Source organism: Rhizobium sp. NLR10b (genome assembly GCF_019685435.1).
Classification (GTDB): Bacteria; Pseudomonadota; Alphaproteobacteria; order Rhizobiales; family Rhizobiaceae; genus Rhizobium.
This window is the reverse complement of the sequence record NZ_JABDWV010000010.1, coordinates 46,081-71,329: the sequence shown is the minus strand read 5'-3', so window position 1 is coordinate 71,329 and position 25,249 is coordinate 46,081. Positions and strand designations below refer to the sequence as shown.

Here is a 25,249-nt window from a genome sequence, read left to right as displayed (position 1 = left end):
GAAAAATGGTGCAATTCCAATCGAACGATCGTCTGCCTGCATCAAGAGAACTTATCCATGAAACTTTCGAAGCAATTTCCGCTGAATGCGCTGCGCGTCTTCGAAGCCGCCGCCCGGCTTGGCAGCTTTACCAAGGCGGGTGACGAGCTCGGAATGACGCAGACGGCCGTCAGCTACCAGATCAAGCTCCTGGAGGATAATGTCGGCGAGCCGCTCTTCCTGCGTCGCCCACGCCAGATCGCGCTGACGGAGACCGGTGTACGGCTGGCCCCGAAGGTGACCGAAGCCTTCGCCATGCTGCATGACGCGATGGCGACGGCGCGCGACAGCGTCGAAGGCACGCTCGCCATCAGCTCGACCCATACCTTCGCGTCGAAATGGCTGGCGCCGCGCCTCGGCTCCTTCCATTTGAAGCATCCGGCGATCGCGGTTCGGTTTCAGGCGACCTCCGACATCATCGACTTCGGCCGCGAGCAGATCGACGTCGGCATCCGCTGGGGCGACGGTAACTGGCCGGGGCTCGCGCTGCACCGGTTGATGGGCCTGGAGTTCACGCCGATGCTGAGCCCCAAGCTGGCGGAATCGGCAGGGGGCATCAAAGAGCCGCGCGATCTGCTGAAATTCGATCTCTTCGATGCCGGCGACATCTGGTGGAAACAATGGTTCGAGGCTGCCGGCGTCACCGATACGGATCTCGATCGACGCCCGCGCAACCAGCTGGGCTCGCAGGCGATGGAAGCCGACGCGGCGATGGCCGGCCACGGCATCGCCATCCTTCACCCTGCCTTCTATGAGGCCGAAATCGCGCTCGGCCGGCTCTACCAGCCCTTCGATCTAACCCGCAGCGACGGCAAGGCCTACTGGCTCGCCTATCCCGAAAATCGCCGCAACGTGCCGAAGATCAAGGCCTTCCGCAATTGGATCCTGGAGGAGATGAACGCCGCCGGAACCTGACCCGACAAACGCATCAGGGCCAATCAACCTGAACAGGGCTTAGTAGGTTCGGCTTCAAAATCCCATTTCCGGCGCGTAGAAGCAGCGCGGCGTGTTCTCGTTGGGGAACAGACAGAGGTGATAATCACCATCGCCGGACTGCATCGCCTTCGTCATCGGCAGCAGAAAGACGTGAGCATGCGTGACCAGCCGGTGGTCGCCCGGCATCAATGTCACACGATATCCGTTTGGTGTCACCGCGACGCTTTTGGACGGAATCATCTGGCAATCGCCATTATGACTGTCGCCATTGCAACAATAGGGGTCATAACTCCACCCCGAAGGTGCGTCGTGAGCCATCGCCAACGATGCGTATGCCATCATTACACACGTCAGAATGCTGCGCATGGGCATCTCTCCGTCGATGAATGCGCCGCCGATCTCCAACGGTTCTTGTTATTTCATGCCGGCGGCCTGCAAACCTAACTGTATCCGCTCATCATAGTTTCAAGATCCGCCAATTTTAGCAGATCCAATATGAGACAGTAATAATGCATGGCCTTCTCGGCAGCTTTTAGGCACGGGGGTAACAGATCGGCTGTGCGTCCGCGATTGGCGACCTCGGCAACATCGCTGGCAACTGGCGTGACCCGCGACGCTCGCCACGTTGCAAAGGGCATGTGCGGTTCATCATTCTCCTCTTCCCTCCCCGGCAAATTTTCCGCAATGTCACGAGTCGGAGGAAGATAGGGGAACTCGATGTATGAATATGCCATAGCATGGGAATGGCTCGCCTTCGCGGCGCGCTGGTTCCATGTCGTTACCGCGATCGCCTGGATCGGATCGTCCTTCTATTTCATCGCGCTCGATCTCGGACTGGTGAAACGCCCGCATCTGCCGCCCGGCGCCTATGGCGAGGAATGGCAGGTTCATGGCGGCGGCTTCTATCATATCCAGAAATATCTGGTGGCGCCCGCTCAGATGCCTGAGCATCTGACCTGGTTCAAATATGAGAGCTATTTCACCTGGATCTCGGGCTTCCTGATGCTCTGCATCGTCTATTATGGCGGTGCCGACCTTTTTCTCATCGATCGCCACGTCCTTGATATCACGCCGACGGTCGCAATCCTGATCTCGTTGGCGTCACTGGCCTTCGGCTGGGTCGTCTACGATCTGCTGTGCAAATCCCCGCTTGGCCGGAATACCTGGGGTCTTATGGCAGTGCTCTATGTCGTGCTCGTCTTCATGGCCTGGGGTTATACGCAGCTTTTCACCGGCCGCGCCGCCTTCCTGCATCTCGGTGCCTTCACTGCGACCATCATGTCGGCCAACGTCTTCATGATCATCATTCCGAACCAGAAGATCGTCGTCGCCGATCTCATCGCCGGGCGCACGCCCGATCCGAAATACGGTCAAATTGCCAAGCAGCGTTCGCTGCACAACAACTATCTGACGCTGCCCGTCATTTTCTTCATGCTGTCGAACCATTATCCGCTGGCCTTCGGTACGGCGTTCAACTGGGTGATTGCGGCGCTCGTCTTCCTGATGGGCGTCACCATCCGCCACTGGTTCAACACCACCCATGCGAGGAAAGGCCGCCCGACCTGGACCTGGATCGTCACCGTCGTCCTCTTCATCCTGATCATGTGGCTTTCGACCGCGCCAAAGCTGTTGACCGGCGATGCGGATACGGCGGCGGTCGCCCCCGCCTTCCGGCACTTCGCCGGCGATCCGCATTTTCCTGCCGTCAAGCAGCTGGTCTCGACGCGCTGTTCCATGTGCCATGCCGCCGAGCCCGCCTATGAAGGCATCGTGCGGCCACCGAAAGGCGTGATGCTCGAAAACGACGCGGAAATTGCCGCCCATGCCCGGGAAATCTATATACAGGCAGGCCGCAGCCATGCCATGCCACCCGGCAACGTGACCGATATTACGCCGGACGAACGCAGGCTGCTCGTCGCCTGGTTCGAAAGCGCAGTCGAAGGCAAAAAACAATGACGTCGACACTTCTTCGCGGCCGCCTCCTCTCTTTCCATCGCGCGCCCCTGAGTCTCGCCGACAGCCAGAGTCATCTCTACGAGGAAGACGGCGGCCTGCTGATCGAGGATGGGCTGATCGCCGCTGTCGGCCCCTATGCCGAGATCAAGGCGAAAGCCGCCGAAGGCACGGCCGAGATCGATCACCGCCCGCATCTGATCCTCCCCGGCTTCATCGACATGCACCTGCATTTTCCGCAAATGCAGGTGATCGCCTCCTATGCCGCCAACCTGCTCGAATGGCTGAACACCTACACTTTCCCCGAGGAATGCCGCTTCGTCGAAAGCACGCATGCCGAAAGGATCGCCACACATTTCTACGACGAGTTGATCCGCCACGGCACGACGACGGCGGTCGCCTACTGCTCCGTGCACAAGACCTCGGCCGACGCCTTCTTCGCCGAGGCGATGAAGCGCAATATGCGCATGGTTGGCGGCAAGGTGATGATGGACCGCAACGCCCCCCAGGGCCTGCTCGACACGCCCGAGATGGGTTATGACGAGACCCGCCAGGTGATAGCGGACTGGCACGGCAAGGGCCGCAACCACGTCGCCATCACCCCGCGCTTCGCCATCACCTCGACGCCGGCGCAGATGGAAGCGACAGCAGCGCTCGCCCGCGAATTTCCCGACCTGCACATTCAGACGCATCTGTCGGAAAACCACGACGAGATCAAATTCACCTGCGAGCTCTATCCCGAGGCGATCGACTATACCGACATTTACGCCCGCTATGGTCTGCTCGGGCCGAAGAGTCTCTTCGGCCACGCCATCCACCTGTCCGAACGCGAGGCCGATGTCATGAGCGAGGCCGGCGCCGTCGCCGTTCACTGCCCGACCTCCAACCTTTTCCTCGGCTCCGGCCTCTTTCCATTGAAGGCCTTGGCGCGACGCGAAAAGCCGGTCCGCATCGGTGTCGCAACCGATATCGGCGGCGGCTCCAGCTATTCGATGCTGAAAACAATGGACGAGGCCTATAAGATCCAGCAGTTGCTTGGTGAACGGCTGAACCCGCTGGAAAGCTACTACCTGATGACCCGCGGCAATGCCGAGGCGCTGTCGCTCGCCGGCCGGATCGGCACGCTGGACCCTGGCACCGAAGCCGACCTCGTCGTCCTCGACGCGGCCGCGACGCCGGCCATGGCGCTGAAGATGGAAACGGTAAAGACCCTGCCCGAGGAACTCTTCCTGCTTCAGACGATGGGCGACGACAGAGCGATCGCCGAGACCTACGTTTCCGGCATTGCCTTGAAAACAGGGCTTTGACGATATCGGTTCCCGCCAACAAGGTACAGTGAAGACCGTCTGGGGCGGCCGTTTCCCGTAACGCTCCTTTTGGGATTCATGTTATGGGCGATGGTCGCATTTATACGTGTAGAAGGTTCGATTCATGGCCACTCCGCTCACCATTGACGATCTGAAAAAACTCGCGCAGCGCCGCGTGCCGAAAATGTTCTTCGACTATGCGGATTCGGGCGCCTGGACGGAATCCACCTATCGGGCGAATGAAAGCGATTTCGGCGACATCAAGCTGCGCCAGCGCGTGCTGGTCGACATGAGCGACCGCACGCTCGAAACGACGATGATCGGCCAGAAAGTGTCCATGCCGGTGGCGCTCGCGCCGACCGGCATGACCGGGATGCAGCATGCCGACGGCGAGATGCTGGCCGCGCGCGCAGCGGAAGAATTCGGCGTTCCCTTCACGCTCTCGACGATGAGCATCTGCTCGATCGAGGACGTCGCCTCAGTGACGACGCGTCCCTTCTGGTTCCAGCTCTACGTGATGAGAGACAAGGATTTCGTCCTCGACCTCATCCGTCGCGCCAAGGCCGCGAAATGCTCGGCGCTGGTGCTGACCGCCGACCTGCAGATCCTCGGCCAGCGCCACAAGGACCTGCGCAACGGTCTCTCGGCCCCGCCGAAATTGACCGCGAAACATCTCTGGCAGATGGCAACCCGGCCCCTCTGGTGCCTTGATATGCTGAAGACGAAGCGCCGATATTTCGGCAATATCGTCGGCCATGCAAAGAATGTCGCCAATGTCGCCTCGGTGCCGACATTTGCGCACGAGCAGTTCGACACGCGGCTGTCCTGGTCGGATGTCGCCTGGATCAAGGAACAATGGGGCGGCCCGCTGATCATCAAGGGCATACTCGATCCGGAGGATGCGAAGGCCGCAGCCGACACCGGCGCCGATGCGATCATCGTCTCCAATCACGGCGGCCGCCAGCTTGATGGCGCCCCCTCCTCGATCAGCATGCTGCCGAAGATCGTCGATGCCGTCGGCGACCGCATCGAAGTCCATCTCGATGGCGGCATCCGCTCCGGCCAGGACGTCTTGAAGGCCGTGGCGCTTGGCGCCAAGGGTACCTATATCGGCCGCCCCTTTCTTTACGGGCTCGGCGCCATGGGAAAGGAAGGCGTCACCCTGGCGCTCAACATCATCCGCAAGGAAATGGACATCACCATGGCGCTCTGCGGCAAGCGCGACATCAACGACATAGACTCGTCGATCATATCAGGGCGGCAATGACCTGCTCTGATTGCGCGGGCGAGGCCGGCCAGACGTGCTGGCGAGCCTCTCAATCACCTGCCGTGCCATTCAGCATAGCGGCTGGCCATCGGCGGCATTGAACAAAAGGATCGCGAAAATCACGAGATAGATGGCGAGCGCAAAACGCTGCCGCCAGATGATGCGGCGCGATCCAGCAATCCGCCGCTCGAGGCCACGCGCGGCCCCGTCAAACTTGCGAAGCTGCATCCGGGACAGCACGTCGTCGACGGCGGCGAGAGCGGCGGCCTCTGTCTCGTGGCTCGACGCGAGGCGGAACAACAGCGCATCGAAAAGGAGATGGATCGCCAGCGCAAGGACGATCCCGCAGAAAACGAGCATCAAGAGCCAGCCGAGCCCGGGAGCGAAGCCTCGATATCCCCCGAGGATCGGGCCGGCGGTCAGCGGCAACAGCGCCGTCAGCCCGCAGACGATCGAATTGCGGCCGAGACTTCGCGCCGCCGCCGAGGCCGTGGCATTCCACTGCGTCATTGCAAGCCCTCCGTCACGGCATGAATGCTTTCCAAGGGCAGATGAACCCGCCGCCCCGCCCGTTCGATCAGCCGCAGCGCTTCGGCTGGATTTTCACAACGTCGGCTGATGAGCAGCCAACGCACGATGACGCCGGCGCTCCGCTGGAAACCGAGCGCACAGCAGACAAGAACCGGTCCCTGGTGGCGGGCAACCTCGATAAGGTCCGCCGCGGCAAGCGTCTGGATCTTGTCGAGGCCTATGAGATCAAGGGTGGGAAAGCTGCACCATTGCGTTGACGTCCCGCTCGGGCGCTGAAGTTCGCCGGTAAGATCGATCACCGTGGCAAAACGGTCGGCCTCGTGGCGACGCGGAAAACGGCCGAGATGGACGCCATCGGCGATCGCCACGGATGCCGGCATTCTGCGTGTCCAGAGCCAAACGTTGATGAGAGCGCCGAGCCGGTAGGGCGCCAGTAGCCAGCGACTGGTAAGTGCGGCTCGACCATCGGCACGTTTCAGAAATATCTGCGGGCCGGCGCCGAGATATCCGACTGCGACGATCGCCAGCGCAACGGCCGGCCAGAGCAACAGAAGCGCTGCAGGCGATAGAGGAGTAAAGAGTGCTGCGATGCCGAGAAATGCCAGGGCACCGCACAGATAATAAGTGCCGAGACGGCGCGACTTCGGATCGCCGCTCAACGCAAAATCGGCAAGAGGGGAACGGGCATCGCGCGGGAAAAGCCAGGTGGCAAAAAGGCCGAGCAGCACGCCGGTCGGTATGTCCATGACGTGATGCTGCCACGTCGTCAGCACGGAGGCACCGATGAGGAAGCACCAGACATGCCAGGCAAGCCGCGCCCTCCGCGGCAGCCGGCCGCGCAGATGGTCCCAGATCACCACCAGCAGCGCGATATGCAGCGACGGCGCCTGGTTGAACGGCTTATCGAAGCCGCCGAGGACGGCGAACATGAAACCAGGCAGGCCGCTCGTTGCCGGCCGCACGAAGATCGCTTCGAGCGGAAACACGATAAAGCAGGCGACCGCGATCAACTGGATCGTCAGATAACGCCTCGCCAGCATATCCACATCGCGCGGCGTCGTGTTGATGAACAGGCAGAGCCCGTAGAACAGGTTGATCGACCAATATGGAATGATCGTCCATCCGAGAAACGGAATGGCGCTTTCCCATGTGAAGGCGATGTTCGGCACATCAGCGCGTTGCGACGCCAGCCAGTTGGCGCCGCCATAGGTCAGATAGAAGAACGGCGCCAGGAAGGCGAGCCAGAGTGCGGCCCGCTTCAGGACCGGCGCTGTCCGGGAAAGAGGAGAACGTGCCTGCTCCAACGGCTTTGCCCTCAAACTCTCTCCGCCAGCGAGACGGTGAAAATGCCCCACTGGTCGATGCGCTGTTCGATCTTGCGGAAACCGGCGGCGGCGACCAGCTGGTCCATTTCTTCTTGCGTCCGCCGCCGCATCACCCACGCCTGGCCGCCGCGGTGGGAGGTGAGCGCGCGGGCGATCATCTCCAGTTGCGGATGCCATGGCTGGTTGGTGTAGATGAGCAGGCCACCGGGCTGAATCGCGCGGGCGATCCCATCGAGCGAAGCGGCGATCATCGCATTGTCGGAAAACAGCTCGTAAAGGCCGGAGACGATCGCGAGATCCGGAGCCGGCGTGATTGCAGCCAGCCCCTCGCCGTCAAAGGCGTCCTGCTGGCGGAAGCTCACGAAATCACCCAGTCCACGCGCGGCGATGCTGTTGCGGCCGGCCTCGACGTTGATGGGGGAATAATCCTGCAGCCGCACGCTATCGGGACGCACGACAGCCGTCTCGATGGCATCGAGGACATAACGGCCGTGCCCGGCCGCGATGTCGAGCATGTGGGTGCTCCGGCCGGCTGCCTTCAGGCGCTGCAGCCCCAGGTCGATCAGTTCCTGCAAGTGCAGCTTGCGCTGCCTGATGCCGCGCCAGCCGATCGCCTCGAGGAACACCTTGTCGATTAATCGCCCGCCGGGACCGAGCCCGCGCGGCTCGTTCTCGTAAACGTAATCGAGCGTCGAGCCGGAATCGAAACCGGTCTTCACCCCGGTCTTTATGCCTTCGGACACCAGAGCGCCGAGCCTGATGTTGAGACGACTGAGCGCCCAGTAGATGCCGCGCGGGGATGTGGCCTCCAGAGGGCTCGCGAGCCGGTCGGCCTCGTCCTTGGTATAGCCCTGGACATGGGCTGTGCGAAGGTCGGCAGGCGCCCGAGGCTCGGCGAAACGCGCATCGATGAAACGGCGGATCTCGGCGAGCGCAATCGCGCGGTCCTTTTCGCCAAGCGTGTCATGGTAGAAGCCGGCGAGCACATGCCGTTCCTTGATGCGGCTGCCGAGGTTTTCGTAAAACCGGTGCTGCGGCGCATGCCGCACCACCGAGTCGCTGCCGGAAATCAGCAACTGGGTCGGAACGGTGATGGCGCGGGCGTCGTCGACGACGCGGGCTGCCGCCTCATAGAGTTGCAACAGAATGTTGGAGGCAATCGGCCTAGATATCAATGGGTCGGCTTCAAAGGAGGCGATGCGCTCGGGATCATGCGTCAGAAACCTCGCCTTGACATAGGAATTGACGAAGAACGTTCCCTTGAGCTTTTCCCGGAGCGCAATGCCTTCCCTGGCAAACGGCACGTAAAGCTTGACGCTGAAGGCCGGCGAGGCCAGCACCAGCGCACGGATCGGCGGCGCATAGTCGTGCACCCAGGTGCTGGCCAGCACCGCGCCGACGCTCTGCGCAATGACGGCGATGTTTTCGACAGCAGTGCCGCTGGTCTCGCTGACATGACGGACGAAGCAATCGAGATCACGCGCCGAGGCGGCAAAGGATGGCGAATAACCGCGCTCTCCCGGCGAACGCCCGTGGCCGCGTGCGTCCCAGGCGTAGAAGGCAAAATCATCGAGGCCGAGTTCGGTGGCGAGATGGGCGACCCGGCCGCTGTGCTCGTGGCCGCGATGGAGAAGAATGATCGCGCCCTTCGCTACAGCGCCGGTCGCAGGCCATGTCCGATAAAACAGTCGGGTGCCGTCATGCGAGACAAATTCGGATTCACGCACTGGTCTGGCCGTCAAGGCCGGTTGCACGCTATCGGCAGTTTGCAGCATGATCTTCTCCAATTCTGATTGATGGATGAGTTGCAACCATTAGCGGCAACAGTGATTTGCTTTTATTGCAAAAGTCTAGCTGCAAATGTAAGTCCTTGAGAAGACCGACATGGAATGGGACTTTCCTCACAAGTACGACGATCTGCACGTCCGAGCCGATAGACTATGATCATGCCACGAAATTCCACTGAGGTAGCATGTCCGTTTACCAATTGAAGTCCCGATTTCAGGATATTCTCCGCCCTCTGGTGCGCTCCCTGGCGGCACGAGGCGTCACCGCCAATCAGGTGACCTCGGTTGCTGCCGCCATCTCGGTTGCACTTGGCCTTTTTCTGAGCGTCGCCCCGCTTCCGCATTGGTTTCTCTTGGTGCCTGTATGGTTTCTGCTGCGCATGGGCCTCAATGCCATTGACGGCATGCTGGCGCGCGAACATGGGCAGACGAGCATTTTGGGCGCCTATCTCAACGAGATCGGGGACGTCGTGTCGGATGCCGCCCTTTATTTGCCGTTTGCGCTCATCGATCCGAACGATCTGATGCCGGTCATGGCTGTCATATTCCTCTCGGCGCTGACGGAAGTTGCCGGCATCCTCGGTCAAACGGTCGGCGCAAGCCGGCGTTACGACGGGCCGCTGGGCAAGAGCGACCGTGCGGTGCTGTTCGGCGCGCTCGGCATCTTTATCGCGGTTGGAGGTACATTTGCAGCGTGGACCTCGTGGCTTTGGGCAGTTGTGGCTCTGCTTCTCGTATGGACCACCATCAACCGTATCCGCGCCGGTATTCGTGAGGCGCAAACGGCCGCCGGATAGGAAGCGGAGCCGATCGGGCGCTGGTCCTTGCATCGGCAAGGTATTCCGGAAACTATGTCGAACGCTGTTTCTTTCGAGTTGCTTGGCACGTGCTCCTTCCAAACCTCCCTCCGTTAAAACCAGGTTGTATTTTCAGCGCAACCTCTTGAAAGCACAAAAGCGGTGCTTTATGTTTTATGCTATGGCAAACATAGGTAAGACATCTCACCCATCGCTGCTGCGCTACACACTGGCGCCGGATCATCAGGCCCGGCAGGCGCTTGACGACACCATTGCCGCCTATCGCAGGATGATCGACATCCTCACTGAGATCATCGACGACAAGGCGGGCGCCAATCTCGTCGTCCTGCATGAGCTTGCCTATGAAACCGTTCGCGACCAGACGGGCCTGCCGGCACGGCTGGTCACACTCGGCCTTCGCGATTTCGCCGCCAATCGCGGCGTGATCGCCGATCCGCCGCAGCTGCCGCTCGACGACAAGCTCTTCGCCATCAAAGGCCCTGCGGACCTGACGATCGCCACCGTGCACGGACGCGTTGCCGTACCCTTCGACGTCGCAGGTTATTCCAGGGGATGGGAGAGTATTTTTCCGGCCTATCTTGTTGCCGGCCACAATCATTACGAGATTCACATCGGCGTCACGCCGAATTCCGCTCGGATGGAGGAAAACATGGCGAATGAAGGCATTCTTTCACGCATGGGTCGCCTGATCGCGGGCATCGCGAATGCAGCGGTCGACAAGGCGGAAGGCGTCAACAAGATCGCCGTTATCGAACAGGCGATCCGCGAGATCGATGCGGCGGCGGACGAGGCCCGCACCGACCTCGGCAAGGCGCGCGCCGAGGAATACCGTATCCAGAGCCGCAGGGACGAAATCGTCGAGGACATGAATGCGCTCGATGAAAAGATCCGCCTCGCCGTCTCCTCCGGGCGCGACGATCTTGCAAAGGCCGGCGTCGCCCGCCAGATCGATCTGGAATCCCAGATCGCCGCGCTCGACAAGGCGCTGGCCGATGCCAGCGAGCAGGTGGACGACGGCCAGAAAGCCCTGCAGGCTGTGCTTGCAACGCGCCGCGAGGCCGACGCCCGCCTTGCCGATTTCAAGCGTAGCATCGCCCAGCATCCCGAACAGGCCGCGGCCGGGCACGGCAGGCCCACGCCGGGCGCGGGTGCGGCCCGCGCCGCCGCCGCGGTCTCGCGGCTGACCGGCGTTCCATCAGACGAGCATATCCATAGTTCCGAACTGGACGAACTCGACCGGCTGCACCGCGAACAGGCAATCGAGGCGCGCCTCGCGCGCTTCAAGGCGGATAACCGGTAACGCCGATGGCACTTCTCTTCGCCCCCGAATGTGCTCCCTTCGCCATCGCCGCCGCCGTGCTCGCAGGCCTGACCGCAATCGAAATGCTTGCGACCGTCATGGGTTTTTCGATCATGGAATTTCTGGGAAAACCGGATTTCCATGGCCATGACGGGCTTTCGGGCTATCTGTCCTGGCTCAATGTCGGCGGCGTTCCCCTGCTCATCCTCATCATGCTGGCGCTCGGCTTCTTCGCCATGACGGGCTTTGCCATACAGGCCGTCGCCAACGCCTTCTGGGCGCCGCTTCCCGCCGCCGTCGCCGCCATTCCCGCCATCCTGGTCACGGTTCCCATGGTCAGGGCATCGAGCAGGACCGTGGCGCGGATCGTGCCGCACGACGAGACCTATGCCGTCGATCTCGACGCGCTGATCGGCCGGACCGCCGAAGTATCGCTCGGCCCGCTCGACCAGGGACTGCCCGGACGCGTCCGCGTCAAGGACCAGCATGGAAACTGGCACGTGCTGAGAGCCAAGGCCGCCAGAGACCAAGGCCCTCTCAAGGTCGGCACCGAGGTTCTCCTCGTCGATCGCAAGGCAGATGTATTTATCGCCATTCCCGCACTGGCGGATCCCGCTGCAGCGGATAATCAATCTTTCAGGGAGCAGCCATGATGTATGACATTATTCTACCGGCCGGCATCGGCATCGTTCTGATCTTCGGCATCGGTTTTGTCCTCGCCTCTCTCTATACGCGCTCCAGCCGCGACGAGGCCTATGTGCGCACCGGTCTCGGCGGCCAGAAGGTCGTGCTCGACGGCGGTTCAGTCGTTCTGCCGATCTTCCACTCGATCGCCCGGGTGAACCTGAAGACGCTGCGCCTCGAAGTCCGCCGCGGCGAAGGCGATGCGCTGATCACCAAGGACCGCATGCGCGTCGATATCGGCGCCGAATTCTACGTCCGCGTCAAACCCGACGGCTCCTCGATCGCGCTGGCCGCCCAGACGCTTGGCAGCCGCACCAACGACGCCGAGGCGCTCCGCATCCTCATCGAAGCGAAATTCGTCGATGGCCTTCGCTCGGTGGCGGCGACCATGAACCTCGACGCGCTGCAGGAGCAGCGCATGGATTTCGTCAAGGCGGTGCAGGAAGCCGTCGGCGCCGACCTCCAGTCGAACGGTCTCGAGCTGGAATCTGTGTCGCTCACCCGCCTCGATCAAACGGACATCAAGCATTTCAACGCCAACAACTTCTTCGACGCCCAGGGTCTGGCGGCGCTGACCCGCATCACCGAGGGCCGCAAGAAGGAGCGAAACGAAATCGTTCGCGATACCGAAGTCGCCATTGCCCAGAAGGATCTGGAAGCCCGCCAGCAGTCGCTGGCGATCGAACGGACGAAGCGCGAAGCCGAGCTCAACCAGGAACGCGACATCGCCAACAAATCCGCCGCGACCCGCGCCGAAACCGCGCAGCAGGAACAGGCGGCCAAACGCGCCGAGGAGGAGGCCCGCATCGCCTCCGAACAGGCGATCGCCGAGCGCGAGGCAGCCGCCAAGCAGGCCCGCGAAAGCGCAAACATCGATGCCGCCCGCGCCGTCCAGCAGCGCGATACCGAAGCCAAGCGCGACCTTCAGATCGTCGCCCAGGAAAGCGCCATCGCCGTTGCCAACAAGAGCCGCGAGGAATCCGAGGCGAAGGCCACTGCCGAAATGGCCCGCGCCCGCGCCATCGCGGCAGAGGAAAAGGTCGGCACCGCCAAGGCCATCGAAATCGCCGAGCGCGAAAAGCAGATCGCCGTGATCGACGCGCGCAAGACTGCCGAAACCGAAGCCACCGCCGTCACCGTCGGCGCCGAAGCCGAGAAACAGGCCGCGATCGACCAGGCGGAAGCCATCAAGACGCTTGCGACCGCCGAAGCGGATGCGGCGATCATCAAGGCCAAGGGCATTCTCGAAACCGGCCGGGCTCAGGCTGAAAGCGAAGCCCTGCTCAACGAAGCCCGCAACAAGCTCAGCCAGACCATCATCGAGTTCGAGATCACTCGCGAGCGTATCCGCATCATTCCCGAGGCACTCGCCGAGGCGGTCAAGCCGATCGAGAAGATCTCCGACATCAGGATCTTCGACACCGGCGGCATGCTCGGCCGCGGAAACGGCGCGAACGGTGAAAGCGGCATTGGTCTCGGCGATGGGCTGGCCGGCCAGTTGCTCTCCTATCAGGCCAACAAGCCGATCCTCGACAAATTGTTGAAGGAGGCCGGCTTCGACGGCGACAATGCCATTTCATCCCTGCTTGGAAAGCTTGATGGCGCAAAACCGGTAATTTCAGCCGCGGCTCCTGCAAAACAGGCAACCCCGCCTGCCACGCCAGTAAAGCCTGTGGCACCGGCCGCGGCTCCTGCACAGACGATCGCCCCTCAGGCGCCGGAGAAGGATTGATCAGAGCGCAGACAGGTCCGGGCTATCGCACCCAGCCTGTCGCCAGCGCGCTCGCCCAGTCGGCACGGCCCCTTTCGGCGGCCAGTGCCGACATCGCCATATGGTCGTAGGCGACGTTCCTGAACTGCCATGTCCATCCCGCCGCCGTCTTTTCTAGAATGGCATAGCCGGCCAACGGATGGCCGGCTTCGACCTTGTGATAATAGGGCAGCACGTCATCATAGGCAGGGCAGCCGACACTGCCGGGATTGACGATAAGCCGGCCATTGGAGACGCGAACGGCGCGAGGCACATGGCTGTGGCCGCAGAGGATCAGCGGCAGGTCGATGCCTTCGGCGAGCGCCTCGATCGCTTCGATCGGCTTCAGGAAGACAAGCCCTTCCGGCGAGACGGACTCAAGCCAGTAGAGATTGTCGTCCTTCGGCGTCGCGTGGCAGAGATAGGCCTCGCCGCGATAGACGGTATCGAACGGCAGACCCCGCAGCCAATCGAGATGGGATGGCGTCAGTTGCCGGTAGGCGACGGCATCCGAGGCGTGCATTAGGGCCGGGTCCTGCTCGATGAGATAGCGGTCGTGATTGCCGCGCACCGAGGTCAGGCCGAGCGCCATCAGCAGATCAGCTGTCCGGCCGGCATTCAGCGGACTGCTGAAGAAATCACCAAGATTGACGATCTCCTCGATGCCCTGCGCCTGAATATCGGCAAGCACCGCCTCGAGCGCCAGATAGTTGCCGTGAATGTCGGCGATTGCGGCAAAACGCATCTAGCTTCCCCGGTAGGTGGAATAGCCATAGGGCGAAAGCAGCAGCGGCACGTGATAGTGCGCAGTGACATCCGCGATACCGAAGCGGATCGGCACTAGGTCGAGGAAGGCCGGATGCGGCAGCGGCGTACCGCAGGCCCTGAGATACTCACCGGCGTGGAAGACCAATTCGTAGGTGCCGACGTGAAAGTTTTCGCCGGCAAGCATCGGGCCACCATCGACTCGGCCGTCCGCATTGGTCTCCACCGTTTTCAGATGTCTGCGGATCTCGCCGTCGAGCTGGAAAAGATCGATCCTGAGGCCCTCGGCGGGCTTGCCGAGGGCGGTGTCGAGCACATGTGTCGTCAGTCCGGTCATGGGGCTGGCTCTTTGATGACATAGGGGGTTTCGAAGAAGAATTCCTCAAGATTATTGCCAGGGCCGTCGCGGTCGACGACCAGGAAATCGGAGGTCTGGCCGAGCGCCATCAGGGGGTGATGCCAGACATTGCGGCGATAGTTCACACCCTGGTTTCCGCGCGCGAAAAACACCTGCGGCCTGCCCGGACGTCCGCCCTCGTCCTCGGAGACGACGACGAGGAAGGGGCGGCCGGAAATCGGCGAGAAACTCTGACTGCCGAACGGATGGCGCTCCATCATGTCGACGTCATAGGGGAAGCTGCGCGGCTGGCCGCGAAAGATATTGATGATGACGCGCGCGCCCTCGCCCGCCGCCTCGGCTGCGGCCAATGCATGGAAGCGCTCGGTCGTGCCGCCGTTGATGAGCCGCATCGAGGCTGGATCGGCTTCGATCACTTCGCCGAAGGGGGCGAAGGCCGATCTGGTAAGCGGGCGGATGTCGAGAAAATCAGACAATGGTTCACTCGCCTTCGGCATGCCAGTGACGAATGGCGTCGATCTCGACGAGAAGTTCCGGCAGCGTGCGATAGGTTGCATCCCAGATGTCGGAGGCATCGAGGGCGAAGACGTCTTCCAGGATACGGTTGCCCGTTCCGCAGATTTTTGTCCACGGCAGAGTGGGATGCTCGGTTGCGAATTCCGGATGGGTTACGAGCAGTCGGGACGCAGCCGCGCCGATGGTGAAGTGGCAGAAGGCAACCGCCTTGAAGGTGAGATTGTCCTCGGCGAAGGCCGCCTCATCCATTCCGCCCACGAAGTATAGCGCTTCGGCTGCCGCCTTCTGCATTTCATTGAGATAGTCGATAGCACGATGCTCGCTCATTCGCCCTCCGGCAACATCGATGTCAGGCGCAGCAGCGCGATCCGCTCGACCTGTGTCGTGGCGGTCGCGAATTCCTCATCCAGGTCATTGCCGATCCGCGTTTCGAAGGCAGAAAGGATATCGTCCTTGTCGAGCCCTTTGACGGCGATGATGAAGGGAAAGCCGAATTTTTCGACATAGGCTGCATTAAGTTCGGTGAAGCGGGCATGTTCGGCCGGGCTCAGCCGATCGAGACCGGCGCCGGCCTGCTCCTTGCGGCTGTCTTCCGTGAGTTCACCTGCTATCGCCAGACGCCCGGCAAGATCGGGATGGGCGCGCAGAATGCCGAGACGCTCATCCCGGCTTGCCGCACGGAAGACGGCGGTGAGCGCTGCGTGCACAGCTGATGCCGTCAGCGGCTCCGTTAGGCTGCCCGCGTCATAGGCGCGTTCAGCAATGAAAGGGGAATGCTCGAAGACGCCGCCGAAGCGGGAAACGAAATCCTCGCGCGACAGCATTAAAGCGCATCCGGCTGATGATGCTTGTGCCAGTGCTCGGCGATCTCGATGCGGCGCGGGATCCAGACCTTGTCATGTTTCAGCACATATTCGATGAAGCGCCTCAGAGCGGCCGCCCGGCCCGGACGCCCGACGAGGCGACAATGCAGGCCGACCGACATCATCTTCGGGCTGCCGTCCTTCCCTTCCTCATAAAGCGTATCGAAAGCATCCTTGAGATAGGTGAAGAACTGATCGCCGGCGTTGAAACCCTGCGGCGTGGCAAAACGCATGTCATTGGTTTCGAGCGTATAGGGGATGATCAGGAAGGGCTTCCCGTCGATGCCCTTCACCCAGTAAGGCAGGTCATCGGCATAGGAATCGGAGGAATAGAGGAAACCGCCCTCTTCCTGCACCAGTCGCAGCGTGTTGTCGGAAGGTTTTCCCTGGTACATCCCGAAGGGCCGCTCGCCGGTAATTTCGGTATGCAGGCGCACGGCTTCGAGAATGTGCTTGCGCTCCAGATCCTCGGGGAAATCCTTGTATTCCAGCCAGCGATAACCGTGGCTGGCGATCTCCCAGCCGGCCTCTTTCATGGCCGCGACGGCTTCGGGATTGCGGGCCATCGCCAGCGTCACGCCGTAGACGGTCGCCTGCACCTTGAGACCGGTGAACATCCGCCAGAGCCGCCAGAAGCCTGCCCGCGAACCATATTCGTAGATCGATTCCATGTTGAGATTGCGCTGCCCCGGCCAGGCGGCCGCGCCGACGATCTCCGACAGCAGGTTTTCGGAAGCCGGATCGCCTTCGAGGATGCAGCTTTCGCCGCCCTCTTCGTAATTGATGACGAACTGCACGGCGACGCGGGCGTCGCCCGGCCACTTCGGATCGGGCGTCTGACGCCCGTAGCCGACGAGATTGCGCGGGTAGGTCTCGGATACCATCAAATCACCTTCTGAAAAGACGGGGAACGGTATCATCCGCAGCCGGAATGTCGAGACGGAAACTGCGCAGCAAAATTTCTCTGTCATTCACAATGGCTTAGCTTGATATCGGCTCGGGCGATCCTGCGCGCGCTGACCTTGCCCATCGGGTGGAGCGAGTGAACGCGGAAGGGGCCGCCGGTGCCTTCCTCGATCATCAAAGCCACATTCGAAACCATCACCGGCTCCCTCAAGACGGGCTCGAAGATCGTTCGCAGCACCGGCTCGATGCGGGGCATGTCGATCGCATTGATGGGGCCCGTCACCGGCATATGGAAGCGGAACTCCTCCATCACATAGGGATTGCCCCAACGATGCAGATTGGCAAATTGCGCCGCCGACAACCCGTCGGGATCACTTCGCTCGATGTCGGCTTCACTCAGCGGCGCCCGGAAACGATCAAACTCCTGGACGATCGCCGAAGCCAGATACTGGATCGGCTCACAGGGAGCGCTCGGCATCAGGCTGTAAAAACTGCCGAGCCGGGCGATCTCCAGACGGGGAATCTGGAAAGGGGCATAGGTCCCGGCAAAACGCATGAGATCGCGCAGGAGTTGCGATTCCGACGTGCCGGCGGACAGGTGAAAAGGCGCCTTCAAAACACCGTGAAAACCATAGCGTCGCGGCACGGCGGTATAAAAGGCGATCTCGTGAATGCCGAGGCCGCGGACGGCCGGAGGCTCCACCATATCGCCCGAAAACACGTTTCGGCCTAGCCAATTGGCGGCCACGAGCGACAGGGGGTCGCTCGCCGGAGGCGTGAAGCAAATGGCATAGCGCATGCAATTTCCTCCATCAAGGAAGTGAGCGCCGGCAAGATCCGGCGCTGCCGATGCGCAAGCAGATAGGTGATTTGCATGACAGAATAACGAAACGCAGCTGTATCTAATTCACGTTTAACGTGAAGCGACAGCAATATGGCTTGATATCGCGAAGCTTTCCGGCAGCGAAAATTCACAATCTGTATCGCCGGCGATACAAATCGCAGCTTCCGCCAGCCGATGCGCCAGTCCGAAGCTGACCTTGAAACCGCCGGTCAGTGCGATCAATCGGGGATGGACGGGATGGCGGCCGATCATCGGATCGCGGTCGATGGCCTTCGGGCGAAGCCCTGCCCAGCGCTCGATGACAGGGGCGTTGCGGAGCGCCGGCGCGATCGCCCGCGCCGCCTCGATCAGCGCGTCGAGTTGCGCGTCGGTCGAGCCGGGATCGTCAAAGCGGTTCTCGCTGGTGCTGCCGATTGCCGCATACCCGCCTTCGTGCGCCACCAAGTAGAGCCCATCGAGGAAGATCGTCGGCAGCGCCGGGTCGACATCGGCCCTCAACAGCGCCGCCTGCCCCTTCACTGGCTGGCCGAGCGGCCTTTTCGCCCCCGGCGTCAGCTCCTGCAGCAACGGAAAGGACTGATGGCCGGCAGCCAGGATGCAGCGGCTGAAGGCAATGGTTTCGCCGCCAATTTCCGCGGTGCCACGATCGGGATCGAGGGCGGCAACGGCCGCATGCTCCATGATACGCACGTGTTTTGCCCGCCGCAGCAAGGCGATGAGCGCTGAGATCAATGAGCGGGGCGCAACACGGGCGGCGAGCGTATCATGCACGAAGCCACTTTCGCCGGCAGATGCGTCGGGCCAACCACCGACTGGCGCCCTGTCGAGCACATGCCAGTGGAAGTGGCGTTCGCCTGCCCGCCAATGGCGTTCGGCGTCCCCGGAATGGCCGCGGGCGATGCGCTTGAGATGCGGCTTCGGCAGCGGGATCAGCCGCCCAGACCTGTTGTAGCCAGCCGAAAGCCCGATTTCGGCCTCAAGCGTGGCAATTTCGGTTTCAAGCGAGACCAACGCGTCGAACTGGAACTGCTTTTTCTCCGACCACTGGTCCGGCATATGCGGCATCAGCGCGCCGAGCAGGCCGCCGCTCGCGCCTCCGCCCAAGCTGCCGGCGTCGGCGAGGAGGGTGCTCATGCCGCGGCGTTCGGCATGGACGGCAGCCCAGAGACCCATGATGCCACCGCCGACGATCAGCAAATCGCAAGAAGATTGACCGGGCGCTTGCTGAGGACTATCGGCTTTTTCCATGAAAGACGTGAACCCCGATAAGATTGGCGCGGGCGCGCCGCAGCCGCTCGAATGGCGCGACGGCGATATGCCCTATTCCACCGCCTTTGGCGATCATTTTTATTGCCAGACCGATGGCCGGCTGGAATGCGGGCACGTCTTCCTGGCCGGCAACGGCCTGCCGGAGCGTTGGAGTGGGCGGCCCGAATTTGTGATCGGCGAACTCGGCTTCGGCACCGGGCTCAACTTTGCCGAGACCTGGCGGCAATGGAAACTGCACCGAGCAGACGGTCAGCACCTGCATTTCATCTCCTTCGAACTGCACCCGATGCGCGGCGAAGAGATCGGCCGGGCGCTCTCGCACTGGGGCGAAATCGATGCCGAGCGCGAAGCCCTGACGGCGGCATGGCCGCAGACGCCTGTTCGCACTGTCTCGCTCGATCTCGATGCCCAGACGCGGCTCAGCGTCGTCTGCGGCGCGGCGCTCGACGGCGTCGCGGCGGCAAAGCCCGGCTTCGACGCCTGGTATCTCGATGGCTTCGCCCCCTCGCGCAACGGCGACATGTGGTCGGTGGAACTGATGCGTGAGGTTAACGAAAAGACCGTGGCCGACGGCACCTTCGCAACTTACGCCGCGGCCGGCTTCGTGCGCCGCAACCTCATCGCCGCCGGCTTTGCCGTCGAACGCCGCAAGGGCTTCGCCGGCAAGCGCGAAATGCTCTGCGGCATAAAGGCGTTCAGCGAATAAAAGATCAGTAGCTGGTGCGCTCCGGCTGCAGCTCGTCCTTGCCGAGCCATTGCCGGATCTTCTCCTCCAGCAGTTCCGGGCTGATTGGCTTCGACATGTAGTCGTCCATGCCCGCATCGAGGCAGGCCTCGCGGTCGCTTTCGAGCGCATGGGCGGTGACGCCGATGATCGGCACCCGATGGCCCTGCCCCTTTTCCCTCTCGCGGATCGTCCGTGTCGCCTCATGACCGTTCATGACGGGCATCGAAACGTCCATCATGATGATGCGCGGCGTGTGGCTCTCCCAGGCGGTAACCGCCTCCTGCCCGTTGTTGACGACCAGGAAGGAAAGCCCCGTCGACTGCAGGATCTGGGTGAAGACGATCTGGTTGACCTCGTTGTCCTCGGCGACGAGGACGTCGACGAATTCGGCCGTCCGCTTCTGCGGCACCAGGGCAGGCGCGGGCGCCGGCACGGCCGCCTCAACCCGCAGGCGGGCGATCTCGGCTTCCGAAGCCTGCTTCACGCGGCGGGCGCGCACCACTTCGACGACGGTGTTGCGCAGCACGTTGGCGCGTGCCGGCTTCATCAGATGCGCATGGCCGTTCAGCGCCGCGAATTCCTTTTCCGTGCCGGAAATATCCATCGACGTCAGGAAGATGATCGGCAGTTCGACGAAGCGGGGATCGGCGCGCAGCCGGCGCGCGACATCGGCGCCGTTCATGTCGGGCATGTGATAGTCGAGCACGACAGCGTCCACGGTGACACCGAGATCGACCGCTGCCTTGAGGATCGCCAGACCGGTGCCGCCACCCTCGGCAGCCACTCCGTCGAAGCCCCAGAGCGAAAGCTGCTCGGTGAGAATGCGGCGGTTCACCTCATTGTCGTCGACGACGAGGATGCGCGCGCCCTGTACATTGATCGGCAGCGGCTTCGGCTCGAGGCGGGCGGCCGCCACCGCTAAAGGCAGATTGATGGTGAAGACAGAGCCCTTGCCCCATTCGCTCTCGACATTGATATAGCCGCCGAAGAGATCGACGAGGCCGGCAGTGATCGCAAGGCCGAGCCCCGTTCCCTCATGCCGGCGGGTCGACGAGGTGTCGACCTGCGAAAACTTGTCGAAGACCGTTTCGAGCTTTTCTCGGGGAATGCCGATACCGGTATCCTCGATGCGGATGATCGCCATGATCTCCCCACCAGCGATCGTCTCGAAGCCGACATCGACGAAGACATGGCCGCGCTCGGTGAACTTGACGGCGTTGCCGACGAGATTGGTGACGATTTGGCGGAAACGACCGGCGTCTCCGATCACCGCGGCCGGCAGGTCCGGTGCTGCCCGCACCAGGAGTTCGATATTCTTCTCGGCTGCATGCGAGGAGAGGAGTGTCGCCACATCCTCCACCGCTTCGGTGATATCGAAAGCGGCTTTGCGCAGTTTCATCTGTCCGGCATCGATCTTCGAAAAATCGAGGATGTCGTTGATAATAGTCAGCAGCGCATTGCCCGACTTGACGATGATGTCGATGAAGGTTTTCTGGCGCGCGTCGAGATTGGTCTTGGCCAGCAGTTCCGCCATGCCGAGTACACCATTCATCGGCGTGCGGATCTCGTGGCTCATATTGGCAAGGAATTCGGATTTGGCGCGGTCGGCGGCTTCGGCGCGCGACAGGAGCTGGCGCAATTCCTCCTCGCGGCTCTTGAGTTCGGTGACGTCGGTGAACAGCGCCACCCAATGCTGTCCCCGGCTGACCGTTGCATCCATGTTTACCCAGCGCTCGCCGCCGACATGGAAGGCGGTGGAAATCGGCTGCCTGGCCGCGATGTTGGCGCGCCACTCTTGCAGGATCTGTTCCGCCGCATCGTGGAAATCGCCGCGCGCCGCACAGAATTCGAACATGCCGAGCCAGCCTTGGCCAGCCTCGATATGGTGCGGCGGGATCTGCAGGATATCGGCCATCGCCTCATTGGACATCTTGATGATTCCGTCCTGAACGATGGCAATGCCCTGCGACATGGCGTGCGTCGCGTCGCGCATCATTTCGCCGAGCCGCTCAAGGGCTGCACGCGTCTCGTGGATTTCCTTTTCCCGCTCGCGCACCGCCGAAATATCGGCATAGGTCAGCAGGATACGATCGTTGGAGATGCGGCGGCTGTCGAAGATCACGGATTTGCCGCCCGCCCAGCCAAGCTCGATCGGCTCGGGCTCTTCGGCCTCGAACAGATGTTTGCGGAAGGCGTAGATCTCTTCCGGCGTCTGCGTCCCGTCGTAGCGGCCGAGCTCGTCATTGCGGCGGATGACGTCGATGAACGGGCGGCCGTCGAAGCGATCGTCGAGCGGCAGTTCCCAGATGCTGTAGAATTCGTCGTTGACGTAGAGAATCTGGTGGTCGTTATCGAGGATCAGCACGCCGATCGGCAGCGAACGCAGAATGCTCTCGATGTCCCGATGCAGTATCTCTTGCTGCTTGCGCGATTCAATCAGCGCCTTTTCGCGTTCCTTGAGTGGCGAGATGTCGGAAAAGGAGCCGACGACATAGGTTCGCCCATCCGCCGTCATGACACGGTTGACGCGCGAGATGACGGGATAGACATGCCCGCCATTGCTCGGCATCTCGCTCTCGAGCTCCACCGAAATGCCGTCCCTGAGCGCCAGCAGGTTTTCCTGGTAGATCGCCTCAGCACCTTCCGGCCCGAACATTTCGTGTTCAGTCATTCCCAGATACTCGGAGCGGGCGCGCCCGCTGAAGGTCTCATAATATTTGTTGGCATAGACCAGGCGGTGCTTGTCGTCGCGGACGAAAACCGCAACCGGCAGGTCCTCCAGGACGGTACGTAGAACGTCGAGTTCGTTGACGCTCTCTCCCCAAGCCGATTCGCCGGCGGCCACCGGCGTCGCGCCGTTGCGATAGGCTGCATTGACGATCAGCGGGCGCCCGTCCGCCGCAATGATGCCGATCGGATGAGCGAGATTCTCCAGTGCCTCGCGCACCTGGGCGAGGTCGGCGGCAGTTCCGGAATCGTTTACAGCCTGAGAGCTGCCGGCGGCCTTCCTGCCGGCAACGGCCCGGCGCTCGCGGTCTTCAAAGATGCCGAGGACGTAAATCCGCTCCGGCGACGGCGAGAAGCTTTCGATCTGGATGCGCTCGTGGCCAACGCCCGCGGCATCAAAGCAGACGGCGTTTTCCTCGGTGCCGAACACCAGCGCACGGCGCTCCTTATCCTCGCGATCCTCTTCCTCGGGACGGTCGAAGAGCTCGCGGCTCCGCCTGCCGATGAAATCGGAAATCTCGCGGCCGAGGAAATCGGCATAGGCCTCGTTGACGGCGATGTAGCGCAGCTCGCTATTCTTGACATAGGCCGGGGTGTCCAGATCAGCGATCCGGCGGCAAGCCAATTCCAGAATGTCGCCGGCTGATTTCAAATAATTGTCGCTCCCGCAATGAATGAAATATCAACGACAAAGACTATAACGCCAAGGCTTTTAACAAGGTTTTAACCATAAATTTCGAGAGCGGAATTTTACACGCCGGCTTATCAGGCGAAGAGGCCGCATTTTCTGCGCGAACCCGAAGCATCGTCGGCAGCAAATGCGGCCGGCCGCAATCCGTTTCGCTCTCGACTGCCGTTGAAATCATGACCAAAATTTAATCCGGAGAGCCCTTGTGCGGCCATCGCTCCGCCGCGATCCGGGCGGAGTCTGGCCATGGCTTTAGAGAAGCCAGTCTAAATCAAGGAAAATACCATGTCCGTTCTTCATAAGACCATGGCGACGGGCCTAATCGCGCTGACCTGTGCCGGCGCCTCTCTCGCCACCGCCACCACAGCCGATGCCCATCCCCGCGATGCCTTCTGGGGCGGCCTTGCCGCTGGCGTCGTCGGCGGCGCCCTGCTGTCAGAGGCCGCCCGCCCTGCCTACCCCGTCTATCCGGCCTACCCCGCCTATCGCCCTTATCCCGTCTACCGGACCTATTACCGGCCGTCTTGCCACATCGAATGGCGGCACGACGATTGGGGCGACCCCTACCGCGTCAAGGTCTGCCCGGAATAAAAACCGCATCCGGCGCCGCTTGACCTCCCGGCGGCGCCGGTCCAATCCTGCCACAGAGGGAGGATCAGCATGCCGGAACCGCTCAAGAACCTGCTGCATGAAGGGCTGGCTGGCGATATGGCCGATCGCATCGCCTTCAACGCGCCGTCCTTCGACAGGGAGCGCTTCATAAAGCTCGCGACCGACGGCATCGCAGCGCTGGAACTAATGGAGCGCTCGGCGCTAATCCGCGACGCGCTGTTCGCCACTCTTCCCGGCGATTTCCCCGAAGCCGCCGCCATCCTGATAGCGAGCCTGCCTGCATCGGGCAGACCCGGGCTTTCCGGCTGGATGCTGTTGCCGGTCAATCAGTTCATCGCTGCCCGTGGCCCTGATCATTTCGATCTCGGCCTTGATCTCCTGAAGGCGCTGACGCCGCACTTCACCGGCGAATTCGGCATCCGTCCCTTCATCCATCGTGACCAGGAGCGCGCGCTTGCCATCATCTCCAGCTGGGTCGGCGATCCCGACCAGCATGTGCGCCGGCTGGCGAGCGAAGGAACGCGGCCGCGCCTGCCCTGGGCCATGCGGCTGCCGCAGCTCGTGAAAGATCCCGCGCCAATCCTGCCGATCCTCACCGCGCTGATGGATGATCCGGAGGATTATGTGCGCCGCTCCGTCGCCAACAGTCTGAACGATATCGCCAAGGATCATCCGGATCTGGTCGCCGCCCTCATCGCCGGCCACATCGAGGGTGCATCGGCCGAGCGCCGCCGTCTGCTGAAACATGCCTCTCGCACACTCCTGAAGAAAGGCCATGCGCGGGCGCTTGCCAATTTCGGTTTCGGTGCCGCTGCCGCGCTGACGTGCGAGCTGCGGCTTCTGAACGGCGAGGTGATGTTCGGCGAAGGGCTGGATTTCGAAATCCGCCTGACCAATTCAGGCGAAACCACCCACTCACTGATGATCGACTACGCCATCCACCACGTGAAAGCCGATGGCTCGCTTTCGCCCAAGGTCTTCAAATGCAAGACGGTTACATTAGCCCCCCGCCAAACCCATGCGATCGGACGCCGCCACGCCATGCGGCCAATCACCACGCGGCGCTACTATCCCGGCGAGCATCGCATTGCCATCCTTGTCAACGGCGCGGAAAGCGCATCGGAAAGTTTCGTCCTCAGAATGCCCTCGCCCGACCGGAGCTAATGCCTTTTTGTGCGCTGCACTTGACTTTTCCAGCGAACTAGCCCAAATGCGGCTCAGCTTTCACTCTTCCGGCCGCCGCGTGAGCGTGCCCCTGCTAGAAAATACGAAACGCA

At 61.9% G+C, this 25,249-nt stretch carries 24 protein-coding genes; 11 read left to right on the top strand and 13 right to left on the bottom strand.

The features are described from left to right. Window positions 1–57: 57 nt before the first annotated feature. Window positions 58–954 (top strand): LysR substrate-binding domain-containing protein, encoded by an 897-nt coding sequence (locus HJB91_RS17795; protein WP_210630364.1) that lies wholly within the window; start codon window positions 58–60, stop codon window positions 952–954. A gap of 54 nt (window positions 955–1,008) precedes the next feature. On the opposite strand, the gene HJB91_RS17790 is transcribed toward HJB91_RS17795, so the two are convergent. Continuing rightward, window positions 1,009–1,341, bottom strand: coding sequence for a hypothetical protein (locus HJB91_RS17790; protein WP_011426364.1), 333 nt, complete (start codon window positions 1,339–1,341; stop codon window positions 1,009–1,011). A gap of 351 nt (window positions 1,342–1,692) precedes the next feature. Here HJB91_RS17790 and HJB91_RS17785 point away from each other — a divergent pair, with 351 nt between their 5' ends. From HJB91_RS17785 to HJB91_RS17775, 3 genes are all read left to right on the top strand, one after another. Further along, window positions 1,693–2,931 carry a urate hydroxylase PuuD gene (locus HJB91_RS17785; protein WP_221146937.1) on the top strand — a complete coding sequence of 413 codons (1,239 nt, stop codon included), beginning with the start codon at window positions 1,693–1,695 and terminating at the stop codon, window positions 2,929–2,931. Continuing rightward, complete coding sequence (guaD, locus tag HJB91_RS17780) at window positions 2,928–4,235, top strand: guanine deaminase (protein WP_221155594.1); 1,308 nt, start codon at window positions 2,928–2,930, stop codon at window positions 4,233–4,235. Before HJB91_RS17785 ends, guaD begins: the two co-directional genes overlap by 4 nt. A 124-nt stretch (window positions 4,236–4,359) precedes the next feature. Continuing rightward, the gene (locus tag HJB91_RS17775) at window positions 4,360–5,502 is read left to right on the top strand and encodes an alpha-hydroxy acid oxidase (RefSeq protein WP_210630361.1); all 1,143 of its coding nucleotides are present in this window, start codon (window positions 4,360–4,362) and stop codon (window positions 5,500–5,502) included. A 69-nt stretch (window positions 5,503–5,571) separates the two neighbouring features. Here HJB91_RS17775 and HJB91_RS17770 read toward each other — a convergent pair whose 3' ends face one another. The 3 genes from HJB91_RS17770 to HJB91_RS17760 are packed head-to-tail and all read right to left on the bottom strand — an operon-like array spanning window position 5,572 to window position 9,133. Continuing rightward, on the bottom strand, window positions 5,572–6,012 hold the full coding sequence (locus HJB91_RS17770; RefSeq protein WP_210630360.1) for a hypothetical protein: 441 nt from the start codon (window positions 6,010–6,012) through the stop codon (window positions 5,572–5,574). Then, window positions 6,009–7,337: a phosphatase PAP2/dual specificity phosphatase family protein gene (locus HJB91_RS17765; RefSeq protein WP_221123044.1), complete on the bottom strand. Its 1,329-nt coding sequence runs from the start codon at window positions 7,335–7,337 to the stop codon at window positions 6,009–6,011. Before HJB91_RS17765 ends, HJB91_RS17770 begins: the two co-directional genes overlap by 4 nt. An 11-nt stretch (window positions 7,338–7,348) precedes the next feature. Continuing rightward, window positions 7,349–9,133 carry a bifunctional alpha/beta hydrolase/class I SAM-dependent methyltransferase gene (locus HJB91_RS17760; protein ID WP_221155589.1) on the bottom strand — a complete coding sequence of 595 codons (1,785 nt, stop codon included), beginning with the start codon at window positions 9,131–9,133 and terminating at the stop codon, window positions 7,349–7,351. Window positions 9,134–9,330: 197 nt separating this feature from the next. Between HJB91_RS17760 and HJB91_RS17755 the strand changes: the two genes are divergently transcribed. The 4 genes from HJB91_RS17755 to HJB91_RS17740 all read left to right on the top strand — a co-directional run bounded on the left by HJB91_RS17755 (window position 9,331) and on the right by HJB91_RS17740 (window position 13,679). After that, entirely contained in the window at window positions 9,331–9,942 is a 612-nt protein-coding gene (locus HJB91_RS17755; RefSeq protein ID WP_210630357.1) for a CDP-alcohol phosphatidyltransferase family protein, read from the top strand. Window positions 9,943–10,123: 181 nt separating this feature from the next. Continuing rightward, window positions 10,124–11,263, top strand: coding sequence for a PspA/IM30 family protein (locus tag HJB91_RS17750; RefSeq protein ID WP_405047670.1), 1,140 nt, complete (start codon window positions 10,124–10,126; stop codon window positions 11,261–11,263). Between the two features lie 5 nt (window positions 11,264–11,268). Then, window positions 11,269–11,916, top strand: coding sequence for an OB-fold-containig protein (locus HJB91_RS17745; RefSeq protein WP_221146935.1), 648 nt, complete (start codon window positions 11,269–11,271; stop codon window positions 11,914–11,916). After that, window positions 11,913–13,679, top strand: coding sequence for a flotillin family protein (locus HJB91_RS17740; protein WP_221123048.1), 1,767 nt, complete (start codon window positions 11,913–11,915; stop codon window positions 13,677–13,679). The genes HJB91_RS17745 and HJB91_RS17740 overlap by 4 nt, the downstream gene beginning before the upstream one ends. A 22-nt stretch (window positions 13,680–13,701) precedes the next feature. On the opposite strand, the gene HJB91_RS17735 is transcribed toward HJB91_RS17740, so the two are convergent. The 8 genes from HJB91_RS17735 to HJB91_RS17700 form a co-directional block, all read right to left on the bottom strand. Then, complete coding sequence (locus tag HJB91_RS17735; protein ID WP_221146934.1) at window positions 13,702–14,442, bottom strand: metallophosphoesterase; 741 nt, start codon at window positions 14,440–14,442, stop codon at window positions 13,702–13,704. Further along, the gene (uraH, locus tag HJB91_RS17730; RefSeq protein WP_210630353.1) at window positions 14,443–14,799 is read right to left on the bottom strand and encodes a hydroxyisourate hydrolase; all 357 of its coding nucleotides are present in this window, start codon (window positions 14,797–14,799) and stop codon (window positions 14,443–14,445) included. Further along, entirely contained in the window at window positions 14,796–15,317 is a 522-nt protein-coding gene (locus tag HJB91_RS17725; RefSeq protein WP_221146933.1) for an ureidoglycolate lyase, read from the bottom strand. Before HJB91_RS17725 ends, uraH begins: the two co-directional genes overlap by 4 nt. Then, on the bottom strand, window positions 15,301–15,663 hold the full coding sequence (locus HJB91_RS17720; RefSeq protein WP_210630351.1) for a DUF86 domain-containing protein: 363 nt from the start codon (window positions 15,661–15,663) through the stop codon (window positions 15,301–15,303). The genes HJB91_RS17725 and HJB91_RS17720 overlap by 17 nt, the downstream gene beginning before the upstream one ends. After that, the gene (gene uraD / locus HJB91_RS17715) at window positions 15,660–16,160 is read right to left on the bottom strand and encodes a 2-oxo-4-hydroxy-4-carboxy-5-ureidoimidazoline decarboxylase (RefSeq protein WP_221123051.1); all 501 of its coding nucleotides are present in this window, start codon (window positions 16,158–16,160) and stop codon (window positions 15,660–15,662) included. Before uraD ends, HJB91_RS17720 begins: the two co-directional genes overlap by 4 nt. Next, window positions 16,160–17,083 carry an allantoinase PuuE gene (puuE, locus tag HJB91_RS17710; protein WP_221146932.1) on the bottom strand — a complete coding sequence of 308 codons (924 nt, stop codon included), beginning with the start codon at window positions 17,081–17,083 and terminating at the stop codon, window positions 16,160–16,162. The genes uraD and puuE overlap by 1 nt, the downstream gene beginning before the upstream one ends. A gap of 83 nt (window positions 17,084–17,166) precedes the next feature. Continuing rightward, window positions 17,167–17,904 carry a DUF1045 domain-containing protein gene (locus HJB91_RS17705; RefSeq protein WP_221155587.1) on the bottom strand — a complete coding sequence of 246 codons (738 nt, stop codon included), beginning with the start codon at window positions 17,902–17,904 and terminating at the stop codon, window positions 17,167–17,169. A 114-nt stretch (window positions 17,905–18,018) separates the two neighbouring features. Further along, window positions 18,019–19,197, bottom strand: coding sequence for an FAD-binding oxidoreductase (locus HJB91_RS17700; protein WP_221123054.1), 1,179 nt, complete (start codon window positions 19,195–19,197; stop codon window positions 18,019–18,021). On the opposite strand from HJB91_RS17700, the gene mnmD reads away from it, so the two are divergent. Then, complete coding sequence (gene mnmD / locus HJB91_RS17695; RefSeq protein ID WP_210630344.1) at window positions 19,196–19,924, top strand: tRNA (5-methylaminomethyl-2-thiouridine)(34)-methyltransferase MnmD; 729 nt, start codon at window positions 19,196–19,198, stop codon at window positions 19,922–19,924. The two genes, HJB91_RS17700 and mnmD, sit on opposite strands and share 2 nt — an antisense overlap. A 4-nt stretch (window positions 19,925–19,928) precedes the next feature. On the opposite strand, the gene HJB91_RS17690 is transcribed toward mnmD, so the two are convergent. Beyond that, complete coding sequence (locus tag HJB91_RS17690) at window positions 19,929–23,324, bottom strand: response regulator (protein ID WP_221123055.1); 3,396 nt, start codon at window positions 23,322–23,324, stop codon at window positions 19,929–19,931. A 321-nt stretch (window positions 23,325–23,645) separates the two neighbouring features. On the opposite strand from HJB91_RS17690, the gene HJB91_RS17685 reads away from it, so the two are divergent. Both HJB91_RS17685 and HJB91_RS17680 read left to right on the top strand, forming a co-directional pair. Next, entirely contained in the window at window positions 23,646–23,951 is a 306-nt protein-coding gene (locus tag HJB91_RS17685; protein WP_210630340.1) for a hypothetical protein, read from the top strand. Window positions 23,952–24,020: 69 nt separating this feature from the next. Further along, a complete protein-coding gene (locus HJB91_RS17680; RefSeq protein WP_221123058.1) occupies window positions 24,021–25,136 on the top strand; it encodes a DNA alkylation repair protein in 1,116 nt (371 codons plus the stop codon). Window positions 25,137–25,249 lie beyond the last annotated feature (113 nt).

Bases quoted from the DNA above. Each gene is read 5' to 3' on its own strand.
- HJB91_RS17745 (WP_221146935.1), top strand. From the start codon at position 11,269: ATGGCACTTCTCTTCGCCCCCGAATGTGCTCCCTTCGCCATCGCCGCC.
- HJB91_RS17750 (WP_405047670.1), top strand. From the start codon at position 10,124: ATGGCAAACATAGGTAAGACATCTCACCCATCGCTGCTGCGCTACACA.
- HJB91_RS17705 (WP_221155587.1), bottom strand. From the start codon at position 17,904: ATGCGCTATGCCATTTGCTTCACGCCTCCGGCGAGCGACCCCCTGTCG.
- HJB91_RS17755 (WP_210630357.1), top strand. From the start codon at position 9,331: ATGTCCGTTTACCAATTGAAGTCCCGATTTCAGGATATTCTCCGCCCT.
- HJB91_RS17760 (WP_221155589.1), bottom strand. From the start codon at position 9,133: ATGCTGCAAACTGCCGATAGCGTGCAACCGGCCTTGACGGCCAGACCA.
- uraD (WP_221123051.1), bottom strand. From the start codon at position 16,160: ATGCTGTCGCGCGAGGATTTCGTTTCCCGCTTCGGCGGCGTCTTCGAG.
- guaD (WP_221155594.1), top strand. From the start codon at position 2,928: ATGACGTCGACACTTCTTCGCGGCCGCCTCCTCTCTTTCCATCGCGCG.
- HJB91_RS17790 (WP_011426364.1), bottom strand. From the start codon at position 1,341: ATGCGCAGCATTCTGACGTGTGTAATGATGGCATACGCATCGTTGGCG.
- HJB91_RS17795 (WP_210630364.1), top strand. From the start codon at position 58: ATGAAACTTTCGAAGCAATTTCCGCTGAATGCGCTGCGCGTCTTCGAA.
- HJB91_RS17680 (WP_221123058.1), top strand. From the start codon at position 24,021: ATGCCGGAACCGCTCAAGAACCTGCTGCATGAAGGGCTGGCTGGCGAT.
- HJB91_RS17770 (WP_210630360.1), bottom strand. From the start codon at position 6,012: ATGACGCAGTGGAATGCCACGGCCTCGGCGGCGGCGCGAAGTCTCGGC.
- puuE (WP_221146932.1), bottom strand. From the start codon at position 17,083: ATGGTATCCGAGACCTACCCGCGCAATCTCGTCGGCTACGGGCGTCAG.
- HJB91_RS17735 (WP_221146934.1), bottom strand. From the start codon at position 14,442: ATGCGTTTTGCCGCAATCGCCGACATTCACGGCAACTATCTGGCGCTC.
- uraH (WP_210630353.1), bottom strand. From the start codon at position 14,799: ATGACCGGACTGACGACACATGTGCTCGACACCGCCCTCGGCAAGCCC.
- mnmD (WP_210630344.1), top strand. From the start codon at position 19,196: ATGAAAGACGTGAACCCCGATAAGATTGGCGCGGGCGCGCCGCAGCCG.
- HJB91_RS17700 (WP_221123054.1), bottom strand. From the start codon at position 19,197: ATGGAAAAAGCCGATAGTCCTCAGCAAGCGCCCGGTCAATCTTCTTGC.
- HJB91_RS17740 (WP_221123048.1), top strand. From the start codon at position 11,913: ATGATGTATGACATTATTCTACCGGCCGGCATCGGCATCGTTCTGATC.
- HJB91_RS17720 (WP_210630351.1), bottom strand. From the start codon at position 15,663: ATGAGCGAGCATCGTGCTATCGACTATCTCAATGAAATGCAGAAGGCG.
- HJB91_RS17775 (WP_210630361.1), top strand. From the start codon at position 4,360: ATGGCCACTCCGCTCACCATTGACGATCTGAAAAAACTCGCGCAGCGC.
- HJB91_RS17685 (WP_210630340.1), top strand. From the start codon at position 23,646: ATGTCCGTTCTTCATAAGACCATGGCGACGGGCCTAATCGCGCTGACC.
- HJB91_RS17725 (WP_221146933.1), bottom strand. From the start codon at position 15,317: ATGCCGAAGGCGAGTGAACCATTGTCTGATTTTCTCGACATCCGCCCG.
- HJB91_RS17785 (WP_221146937.1), top strand. From the start codon at position 1,693: ATGTATGAATATGCCATAGCATGGGAATGGCTCGCCTTCGCGGCGCGC.